Raw genomic sequence first — 10,085 nt, 5'->3', positions numbered from 1 at the left:
CGCCCCAGCGCATGGTTGAGCGGTGAAACAAAAACGCCCGCTTGGCGGCGGGCGTTGGGCATGATGTTGAGTAGGTTGTCTTCAGTGATTTGCATAATGCTCGGTCCTCCCTGGATGCGCCGATTGAATCACGGATGGCGACCAAAGCTGATCAGCCATTGTTTACCTCAGTTTTCAGCGTGCTGTCCGGGGACACCTGGATCATTCGCTTGAACAACCCCAGCATGCCTTGATTGGCCGTCAGCCTCTCTAGCGGCGGGTCCAGTGGCAGTACCTGTCCTCCGGACACCAGCCACTCCTGGTACTCGAGCCAGTCCCGATTAACGGGATCCTGTGGAATAAACGCTGAATCACTCAGGCGCAGAACGCCATACGATGTGAGCTGATAACTCATGGACTTGTCCCCTAGATTTCCGCGTCCGCGGTCCAATCGACCTGCAATGCCTGCCCGGGAAAGCTGCCTACGGGCGTCACGGTGGCAAGCGCAAACCCTCGCTCGCTCACACTTTGCAGGATGGTTCCTGTGCAGGCCTTCGCAAGCGATGAATGCCAGACTTGATTGCTCGCCTCACCAGGGCAATACGTCACGACCGTTGGCTGAACTCGCTTGGGCACCTGCATATCGATGCACATTCCATATTGGCCGGAATTGGCTGCCGCTACTTGGGAAAAGGTGGCGATACAGGTTCCTGGACCGTTGTTCGAACGGATCGGCAAACGGTTTACAAAAGATTTTTCGAAATAGCGCTGACAGAGAGTCAACTCTTCCGCCGCTGGACGGTATTCAAACGGTGTTGCAACCGGCCCCTCCTCCAATTGCATCTGTGCCAGATCGACGGTCTGCAACACGTTGAGCGGCAGATCGAACGACAAGGTCAGGCAGTCATTCACGCCCAGCATTTTCCCGGCGATGGTTGGCACCTGAAACGTTGCGCTGTATTTCTTCCACGACGTACTCAGTTGAAAGACGTCGACAACCTTCACCACACCCTCCGAACCGCCCGTTCCGAACTGCTGAGCAATCGTGACGCGCAAAGGACGCGTCGCATCGGATCGCGCCCAGAAGCTGACCGTAGCCGTTCGCCCGGCCAGAGTCCTCACCGATTCAATGCTCTGGGCGACTTTATGCACCGTTGCTCCCGTGCCTGCGGTGGCCTGCTGCCAGCGCAGGAAATAAGCGGGTTCACCCACGACTTCCGTTTGACCGAGGGGAAAATCCTGGCGCGAAATGCTGACACCTGCGTTGCCGTTCCAGTCGCACCGGAAACGATCCGCTACATACCCACCGATGTTCGGCGCCTGATTGGTCGTGCCGCGTTGCCAGATATTGAATCCGCCATTGATCAACAGATTCTTGCGATACACCTGCACAGGAAACTGCTGCAGCGGATCGGGCTTGGCCAGTTGCCGAATGGCCTGTGCCAGTTGATCGGTCTGCTCCTCATCCGGCGTCAGGCCGGCGGCCGTGATCGCGTTGAGAATCTCCTGCGTCACACTGTTGCCCCAACTGGCCGGGATCAACGATCCCGGTTTTCCGGCAATCGGGTCTTCATCGACGAACTTGCCATTCTCCAGGCCTGAGCCGGGAACGCTTTTCGGATAATCCACTTTGATTCCTCATTGATCGGGTCAACGGTTCAGCCGTTCGACCGCAGCAAGCCTTCAAGCCAGTCGGGCTCTACAGGGCGAGCCTGGGCATCCGGAAATTCCGGATCATTGGGCCAGTCGCGCAGTGCCTGTCGATAGGCAAGAAGCTGTTTGAATTCTTCGGTACGCAGCGTCGTGCCCTCGCCGACTTCCAGTTCTTCAGCGTCACGCCACACCAGCCATTGAGTGTCTTGCAGGACGTTGTCGCGCCACGCGCGCTCCCGGGAAGCCAGTGCCTGCGGGGAGATGACCGGGTCGTTCAATACGGGCTGACCGCTGGCACTGGCGCTGATGACCTTGCCGCTTGCCTGCCCGGCAAACAGTTCGGCGTATTGGGCGCGGGTGATTTCCACGGCGCCTTCAGGTGGTTCCGGATAGGGGCTGTCGACCAGTTCAAAACCGCGTGTCTGTGCATGAAAATAAATAGCCATGGTTATCGTCCCCAAACCAATATGCGCCCCGAGATTCCAGGTTCAGCCTTCACACTCGACGCCAGGACATTGCGAACCCTGGCAACAACCGTCGATGTCGTGGAGTTGGCCCCGTCGAATGCCCAGACAGTGACGTTGGAACTGCCCCAGCCTGCCGGATAACCCTCATTGGCGATCCCGCCGAGGACAGCATTGGGAAACATCATCGGCAACGACACCGTCATGACTCCATTCGCATCGGAGCCCCCGGTCACCCACTGCACGATCAAGCCGCTGGGAAGTTTCTGATATCCGGCCGTGGCGAACTGCGACGCATAGAGCGCCGAATACTTCAACGCTGCGGTGCCGTAAACGACCCAGACACCCGACTCCCGGACGAAGGTTGCGCTCTCGCCCGCGTTCATCGTGATCGAACCCAGATAGGCCCCCTGGGGGCTGATCTGCGTACCGGTTTTACTGGCAACCGTGACCGCTGCGCTGTTTCGGCAGTGCAGGCTGATCGTCGCGCCGCTGGGCACTGCAGTGGCGTCCGGCAAGGTCACGGTGTACGCAGCGTTACCGCCCATCCCGATCGAGCAGCCGATATCGGCCAGGGTCAGTTGGGTCGAGCCGGAGATGCCGCGAGCGCTGGCGTAGTTGCCCAGCGCCCGCTGGACAAACTCGGCCGTTGCAGCCGATCGGCTGACATCGAATTGCGCAGCCGTCGTGAACAACCCCGGACTGCGCAGTGCGTCGAGCAGTTGATGAGTGTTCGCCTCGTTGGGCGTCATGCCGGCGGCCTGTACGACACTGAGAATTTCCTGCGTGACGCCGTTGCCCCAAGCGGCAGGAATCAGCGAGCCGGGTTTTCCGGCGACGGGATCCTCATCGACAAATTGCCCGTTCACCAGCCCGACGCTGGGTACGCTTTTGGGATAGTCCAAGATTCATCTCCTTATCAATCGGTGGTGACGGGGCCTGGCAGCGAAGGCCAGGTGATTTCCCGGGGGAAGCCTGTCTGCTTGTCGATGCGATTGAGCTCCACGCTGTAGAGCTTCCATTCGAGCAACTGCATCTGTTCTTCGTGAGTGGCATCGCCGATGTCCTCGGCGTATTGCAGGGGGGCGATGCGCAGGACGGCTTCGCGCAGCAGCGTGTCGCGCTGCTCCAGCATCTGCTGGCTGATGCTGAGCAAACGGGCCTGCTCATCCAGTTGCCAGGCGTCGCCGCGCCACACATGGAATTCCCCAGGCCAGGGCTGCGTTGTGAGGGTATCGGGCAACTCCCCAAACTCACTCCAGATCTGCTGCCCGCCACCGTCCTTGCGGAAAACCGGACCGCGCCGGTCTATCACCTCTCGCGGAACACCGTTGATCAAGGCCCAGATACGACCGGCTTCAGGCGCGGGCAGCTCGAAGGACAACTCCACCGCATTGCCGGGCAGTTGAATACCGATGCCCGGGGTCACAAAAAACTCGACAGGCCCGGACAAGGCGCCCGAGCCGTCAAAAAGATAATTGAACATAGGCACCTCAGATGAGCTTGATACGGCCGGGATAGGCGATGTTGCGAGGGCGCGACTTGAACGCCAGCAGCAGAGCGTTGGCGGCATCCCGCTGATAACTCGTACCGGCAGGGAAGACCGGGCCACCGTTGTACAGCCCGGACACGTATTGCGGTTCTTCACGAGTATCGGCACCAAAACTCGTCAGGCTGTCCGACCACCACGCGCCGACCGCTCCGGCACCATTGGCGCCCATGGCATACGAATGCGTCGAGCCCACCTGAAAAGAACCCATCGCACGTGCCGCATCCACGCCCCGCCCCTCGTCCAGCACTCGCAGAAACTCGCCACGCCCTTCAGGGCCACGAAAGGTTGCTGCACCGTCACCCGACGTCCATTTACCTTCGTTGCCCGCACGAGCGGCTTCGGTACCCAACATTCCGGATAGCTGCGCGTGGTCCCACAACCAGGGCCACTCGGCACGCTTCATGACTGTACCGTTGAGCGCACCGTAGCCACCGGGACTGAGCAGGATGGTCGTTTCAAAAAACGGCCGGCCGAGTGGAGTGTTGTCGAACCGGCCGACTGGCCACCAGCTACCCGCAGCATCGCTGCGCAACTGCCACCAGTCCCCGCCGCCCATCAACACCAGAAACGGATAACCGCTGGGTGACAGGTGCGTGTGAAAACGAATGCGGTCGGAACCTGACGCCTGAACGATCAGACGGTTGCCGCTGTTATCCATGCGCCGAACAATCACATCGCGCACACCCAGCGCCGCGCTTGCCGGCGGCAACGTCACCGTCACGGCACTGGATCCGCCATCGATCAGCACCAGGCCCAGCTCCGGGTCGGTCAGCGCCTTGGAAGCCGTCAGCCGTGTCACCACTGAGCGCATAGGACTGGCATTGCCGACAATCGATTGAATGGCTCTGAGCAACTGACCGGTATCGGCTTCGGCGGCTGTCAGCCCGGCGCCGGTAATCACGTTGAGAATTTCTTGTGTAACGCTGTTACCCCACACCGCCGGTATCAATGAACCCGGCGTTCCCGCCACCGGGTTTTCATCGACGAACCGGCCATCGACCAGGCCGACGCTGGGGACGCTTTTTGGGTAGTCCATTGGTGCTCGTTCCTCTGTAATGACAAATGAAACGTAGCCGCGCGCAAGCTTTTGCTACGACGCCGACGTTTCTGTTCCTGAAAATAAAAAGCCCACACGAAGTGGGCTTGGGTAACCCGAACTGTGCTTACGAGGTCGGGTTGGCCGTCAGTTCACGAATGGCCTGCAACGCCTCATCGGCGGCAACGCGGGCCTGATCCATCTGGCTCTTGCTCGCAAACGCACGGATCCGGGTCTTGGCTTTCAGGCGCAAGGTGCGCAGGGTCAGCAGGCTGTCGCTGAGCTGGGCGGCCTTGTCGAGAATCTGCTCGGCCGACTGCTTTGCCGAACGGCCCTTGGCGATCCAGGCAGCGACGGACAGCGGCACTTCCTTTTTTGGATAACCGGCGTCTTGAAAGGCTTGAGCGTCAACAGCCGCCTGGGCGTATTCCAGCGCTTTGAGCGGGTCGCCGGCCAAAGTCGTGCGCGCACTGTCGGCGGCGGCATCGACCCGGTCGCACAGGCGTTCGGTTTCCTGCTGTTCCAGTAACGCGGCTTTGTCAGCGCTGGCATGCCATTGCTCACCGTCCCAGTCATGGGCGGCAGAAGGTGGTACCGGACGCAAGCCGTCTTCGAATTGATGCAGTTCCTGAATGATGTTCATCGGATCAACTCCCAAGACAAATGCACATTCACGGCCGCCGTGAAATTGACTGCGATGCCGTTCGAATAATCGGTTTGAGAAAAGCTTTTGATCCCCATCCCGAATAGCAATTCGTCACTGACGGCATTCCCTGCGTTCCAGGTGTGCTCGGCTTGGTACACCTGCCACAGCGAACGCAGTTCCGAGTGATCGAAACCGGCCGTCAACGTTGAAAGCGTGGTGTCGTTGACGACGTTACTGGTGAAGATTCCCACCGATGCGCCTGCCGTTCCCCAGCCGTCCCAATTATTGGACGTACCGATAGTCGGATTGAGGAAACAGTAATTCCCCCCCAGCCAGCCGCCCGGTGCAAACGACACACCAGTGATAGCCGTCGGGTGCGGGGTCGGATTCCCGACCACCAGACGTGCTGTTCGAGCATGAGGGTCGAGCGGCAGATAGACCACGCCATTGCCATTGACCACCTGAGTCCAGGACAACCGGTTACGGTTGTAGATCTGCCGGACAATCGGCACGGATCCCGGACCCGCCGTGACGACCCAGGCGAGACAAATATCCAGCGGTGTCGACTGGAAACCACCACCTGCCGCCCCATTGACCGTCCCCTTCAAGCTATCGGGGCTGGCGTCATAAATCGTCCCGCGCTGCATGTAAAACGTCAGCGCACCACCCACCACCTGCGCCCGCAGAAAGTAACCCGAGCTTGGCAGCAGATCGGCGCTGCTCCAGGCCTGAGTGGTGAACGTTCGCGAACGTCCCAGCTGCCCCGCCACCACTTCCTGACCGATGCTGACGTAAACACCCGCCGGCACCGAAACTCGCCCGCCACTGGTCGATGCGGCTGCCGGTGTGATCGGCATCCGGGCATCCGACGTGGCCACGGTCGGCAATGGCAATGCTGCCAGCGGCAACGCCAGATCCTGATTCCAGCCTTTGGCCGTCACCGTCTGAATCGCCTGCAACAACTGATCGTATTTCTTCTCGTCCGGGGTCAGATCCCCGGCCTTGATCACGCTGAGAATTTCCTGCGTGACACTGTTGCCCCAGTCAGCGGGGATCAACGACCCCGGCGTCCCGGTCAGCGGGTTCTCATCGATAAATTTCCCGTTCACCAGACCGGCGCTGGGGACACTCTTCGGATAATCCATTGCGTTATTCCCTAGTCATAGTTGATATGCACCTTCGTATGCGCCGGTGCCGCCCGGTGGATCAGGCATTCCAGCGCCGAGCCCGGATTCACGCCAAAGCGTTCGCCCCAGTAACTCGCGCCATAACGCCGGCCGAGCAAAAGTCGGCCGCCGGTATTGAGCGTCCACATGAATTGCGCTTCCCAGGTGCCCCAGTGCGCCGCGCCGAAACGCGAACGGCCCATGCGCGGGGCTTCGAGTTCGGTGATGGTGGCGTTGGGGTAACCCTGGCTTTTGGCGATTTCCAGGTAGTAACCGACAGCCTGGCTGCCGACCGCCAGCAAGCGGCGGCGCACGGCGAGGCGACGGTCGTCGAACAGCGGCGTAGCGCCGAGGCACGGGTCGGGCAGGTTCATTACCTGTTCCCAGTCCGGCACCAGTTCGCTGACGCCGGCCGGGTCCATCTCGTTGAGCAGATCGGCGGCACGGGCATCGAGGCGCGCCAGTTCGACGGCGACGCCTTGCAGCACTTCCTCGAGTTCCGGCACGCGCTCCGGATCCCATGCCGGACCGCTCGGCAGCAAGGCGCGCAGTTGCGCCTGGTATTGCGCGGCGGTTCTTATGGCAGCCATACGCAACCCCCGAAGGTCAGCAGTTCGCTGTCACCCGCGGCCACGTTCGCCACCGGGGCCGAGAGGACATGGTCGGTCTCACCTGCCGCGCTGCTGATCGCTTCGCGGATATGGCTGATCAACAGATCCGCGCCCAGATCGGCTTCGCGGTTGTGCAGATCGCGCAACTGGGTTTCGACAGCCGCGCGCACGGCGGTGGTGTCGGGGGTCAGCTTCAGTTGATAGGTCACCGGCTTCTGCACCGGCGGGCGTACATGCACTTCGGCAGTCACCGGGCGCAACGGCTCGATGTAGGCCTGCACTTCGGCCAGTTGATCGGCATTCGGCACCGGTTGCGGATCGTCGTCGCGCATGATGTACACGCCGACGGTGCCCGGCCCGAGGAAGCCGCCACGGCACCAGGCGCGGGTCACGCCCGGCACTTCCAGCGCCCAGGTCTCATAGTCGCTGGCCGAACCGCCGTGGGGGATCACGCGATAGGAACGAATGACCCGCGAGCGCAACGACTCCAGGCTTTCTCGCGCCACGCCGCCGTTCAGTCCGGGCGCCAGCACCACGAAACTGTTGCCGACCACGCCGGCGATCGGCTGTACCGGCGTCAGTGCCAGCCCGGCTTCGGCGTTGCCCAGGCTGCCGGCCTCCAGCGCGGCGATGCTGGTCGTGTTGACGCCATTGACGGTGGTGCGGGTGGCGGTGACCTTGAATGTGCGGCCATCACCCGCCTGCAGCAACGTATCAGCATCCAGCACTGCGCCCGCCGTCGCGTTGAAGCTGACGTTGCCGGTGGCGACCTGGGCCGGTTTGCGCGGCTGGTTCAGGCGCAGCGCGGCGATGCGTTCCAGGGTCGATTCATCGGCGGTGTCGGGCAGGATCTGCTCGGCAATCCAGTCGAGGTAGCCGTACAGGCCATAAGCGGCGCCGCCGAGTGTGCGGGCCAGGACTTGCGCATCGGACTGGCGCAGCGAATCGCCGGCCAGGTCGCTTTGGGTGCGCTTGATCAGCACCGGCAGCGAAGGGGTTTCAAACGGCATAGATCACCTGCCAACTGTTATCGGGGTTGATGTCCAGGCGCTCGCCGTCGGCCAGGGTCAGGACCGTGCGCAGGTTCAGGCGCTGGGCGTCGAGGCGTTCGCTGATGATGTCGATGGCGCTGCAATGGCCGTCGTCGATCAGCCACTGCAAGGCTTCGCGGGCATAGAACTCGGCGTCCATCTGGGTCTGGCGGGTCAGCTTGACCCGGCGCAACAGCCACAGCCGTGAGCCGATGCGATCGTCGGCCACCGTGGGAAAGGTGTCGCCCCACCAGCCGAAGCGCTCCTCGTCGTCGAGGGCATCGTCGTCGGCGGCGCGGCGCCAGGTGAACAGGCTGATCAGCACCGCACGGGTCAGCGCGGCGTGGAGGTTCTGACTGAACAGCATCACTGACCTCCCGCCGGCGCGCCGGTCTGGCCACTGCCCGCCTGCACGCCAACGTGCACGTGCTTGATCTGGCTGATGCCGCCGGCCACTTGATCGCCCTTGGAAACGATCTTGCCGGTCTGGTTGATCACCGGCGTCTCGAAGTTCACGGCGGTGCTGGCGCGGATGTTGAGCGTGGCGGTTTCGATGTCGATGATCCGCCCGCGCTTGAAGTGAATCTTATCGCCCTCGTCGGTGTAGATCGCCACCTCACCGGCCGCCAGCGATTGCAGGCGGTAACGGCGGTCGGCGACCACCAGGGCGATGGCGTGGGAACGGTCGCCGCCGAGAAACGTGACGACGCCTTCGGCACCGGCCAGCGGATGGCTGGTGAAGCCGTAGGGTTCGAAGTGCTCCAGGTCGTCGTTCACTTCACCGGCGGTGAGGCGCATTTGCAGCGATTGCAGCTTGGATGCCGAATTGGCGAGCACGACAGTGCCGCGCGCCAGCAGGCGTGTCAGTAGGCTCATAGGGTTTCCTTGGAGGGAGGTGCCGGCTCAGGCTTTTTTCGGTGGGGTCGGATTGGCGTCGAAGGTATGCGGCGGCGCCACTTGTAGCGTGGTCACCGAGCCTTGTGCCGACAGCGAGTACGTCACCTTGGAGATCAGCATGTCGCCATCGAAACCGAGCACCGGATCCTTGACCTTCACCAGCGTGTTGTGGCGCCACAGATCGCCGTTGGACTGGCGCCAGCCCTGCACCTGATAAGTGGTGGTCAGCGCCCGGCCCATGCGCGTGGCGCTTTCCCACTGGGCCCGTTGCTGGGCCAGTTCGAACGTCAGTTGCGAGCCTTCGTTGATGATCGTGGTGCGCCGACGCTTGAAGCTCAGGTCGGTGGCGCTGGATTCAACCTCGCTGACCGCCGCCCCGCTCTTCTTGTCGTTGCCCTTTTGCTGGCCGATCACCTTGTATTCGGAGAACACCTGGCTGTGATCCATCGGCGCATTGGCCGAGAGAATGTTCTTGCCCAGCTCCAGCGCATCACTGGCGCGGCCGCCGCTGCCCGGTTTGGCCAGCACCAGCCGGCCCTCGGCGTCATCGGTGGAAAACACCCGGTACAGCGAGAGCAGACGGTCGATCGACTGAAACACGGTTTCACCCGGAACGATGGTGTGTTTGCTCAGGCGTGCGGTCTCGGGAATCTCGTTGACCACAAACTGCGAGTATTCCCCGGCCAGGGCCTGGACGATGTTCAACAGCGGCTGCTCCTGCCATTGGCCGGGAATGTTTCGCGCCGCACAGTCGACCAGATCCTGGGTCTTGGAACTGCCTTCGATGCTCAGGCTGATCTGCCGCCCGTCATAGCTGATCGGGGCCTTGAACACATAACCGGTGAGCACCAGATCCTGGCCGATCCGCACTTCGCACGGGTCGCCGGCCTTGATCCGCTGATCCACGGTCTGCCCCGGCCATTGCCAGGTGATGTCGAGTTTGAAGGTGCGGAACTGACGCTCCAGGTCCGCGGTGATCTGCACGCTTTTCCAGCCGCCGTACTCCATGTTGTTGACGGTCAGCGTGACGCGGTTGTCAGTCTCGTTCAT

Annotated in this window: 13 protein-coding genes and 1 pseudogene; all 14 read right to left on the bottom strand. The window is 61.9% G+C overall.

The annotated features are described in order from the left end of the window. Window positions 1-95 (bottom strand): annotated as a pseudogene (locus tag ACODTD_RS06555) (glycoside hydrolase family 19 protein); the annotation flags it as partial. Window positions 96-151: 56 nt separating this feature from the next. Beyond that, window positions 152-394, bottom strand: coding sequence for a hypothetical protein (locus tag ACODTD_RS06550; RefSeq protein WP_011332738.1), 243 nt, complete (start codon window positions 392-394; stop codon window positions 152-154). Between the two features lie 11 nt (window positions 395-405). Next, window positions 406-1,608 carry a carbohydrate binding domain-containing protein gene (locus ACODTD_RS06545; protein WP_011332737.1) on the bottom strand — a complete coding sequence of 401 codons (1,203 nt, stop codon included), beginning with the start codon at window positions 1,606-1,608 and terminating at the stop codon, window positions 406-408. A 29-nt stretch (window positions 1,609-1,637) separates the two neighbouring features. Next, on the bottom strand, window positions 1,638-2,078 hold the full coding sequence (locus ACODTD_RS06540; protein WP_011332736.1) for a phage tail assembly chaperone: 441 nt from the start codon (window positions 2,076-2,078) through the stop codon (window positions 1,638-1,640). A gap of 2 nt (window positions 2,079-2,080) precedes the next feature. Beyond that, complete coding sequence (locus tag ACODTD_RS06535) at window positions 2,081-3,001, bottom strand: gp53-like domain-containing protein (protein WP_011332735.1); 921 nt, start codon at window positions 2,999-3,001, stop codon at window positions 2,081-2,083. Window positions 3,002-3,015: 14 nt separating this feature from the next. Next, on the bottom strand, window positions 3,016-3,582 hold the full coding sequence (locus tag ACODTD_RS06530; protein ID WP_201816857.1) for a tail fiber assembly protein: 567 nt from the start codon (window positions 3,580-3,582) through the stop codon (window positions 3,016-3,018). Between the two features lie 7 nt (window positions 3,583-3,589). Further along, the gene (locus ACODTD_RS06525; RefSeq protein ID WP_011332733.1) at window positions 3,590-4,684 is read right to left on the bottom strand and encodes a hypothetical protein; all 1,095 of its coding nucleotides are present in this window, start codon (window positions 4,682-4,684) and stop codon (window positions 3,590-3,592) included. A 127-nt stretch (window positions 4,685-4,811) separates the two neighbouring features. Next, window positions 4,812-5,327, bottom strand: a complete 516-nt coding sequence (locus ACODTD_RS06520) for a phage tail protein (protein WP_489104615.1) — start codon at window positions 5,325-5,327, stop codon at window positions 4,812-4,814. Continuing rightward, a complete protein-coding gene (locus tag ACODTD_RS06515) occupies window positions 5,324-6,475 on the bottom strand; it encodes a hypothetical protein (RefSeq protein WP_011332731.1) in 1,152 nt (383 codons plus the stop codon). The genes ACODTD_RS06520 and ACODTD_RS06515 overlap by 4 nt, the downstream gene beginning before the upstream one ends. An 11-nt stretch (window positions 6,476-6,486) precedes the next feature. Further along, window positions 6,487-7,086 (bottom strand): YmfQ family protein, encoded by a 600-nt coding sequence (locus ACODTD_RS06510; RefSeq protein ID WP_011332730.1) that lies wholly within the window; start codon window positions 7,084-7,086, stop codon window positions 6,487-6,489. After that, complete coding sequence (locus ACODTD_RS06505; protein ID WP_201816859.1) at window positions 7,074-8,117, bottom strand: baseplate J/gp47 family protein; 1,044 nt, start codon at window positions 8,115-8,117, stop codon at window positions 7,074-7,076. The genes ACODTD_RS06510 and ACODTD_RS06505 overlap by 13 nt, the downstream gene beginning before the upstream one ends. Next, entirely contained in the window at window positions 8,107-8,505 is a 399-nt protein-coding gene (locus ACODTD_RS06500; RefSeq protein WP_007954906.1) for a phage GP46 family protein, read from the bottom strand. The genes ACODTD_RS06505 and ACODTD_RS06500 overlap by 11 nt, the downstream gene beginning before the upstream one ends. Beyond that, window positions 8,505-9,014 carry a phage baseplate assembly protein V gene (locus ACODTD_RS06495; protein WP_115076756.1) on the bottom strand — a complete coding sequence of 170 codons (510 nt, stop codon included), beginning with the start codon at window positions 9,012-9,014 and terminating at the stop codon, window positions 8,505-8,507. Before ACODTD_RS06495 ends, ACODTD_RS06500 begins: the two co-directional genes overlap by 1 nt. 27 nt (window positions 9,015-9,041) lie before the next feature. Next, window positions 9,042-10,085: a phage baseplate assembly protein gene (locus tag ACODTD_RS06490; protein ID WP_011332727.1), complete on the bottom strand. Its 1,044-nt coding sequence runs from the start codon at window positions 10,083-10,085 to the stop codon at window positions 9,042-9,044.

The sequence above is a fragment of the Pseudomonas sp. FG35 genome, assembly GCF_057809295.1.
Note: the sequence above shows the minus strand (reverse complement) of the source record. Positions and strands in the feature narration are given on the sequence as shown.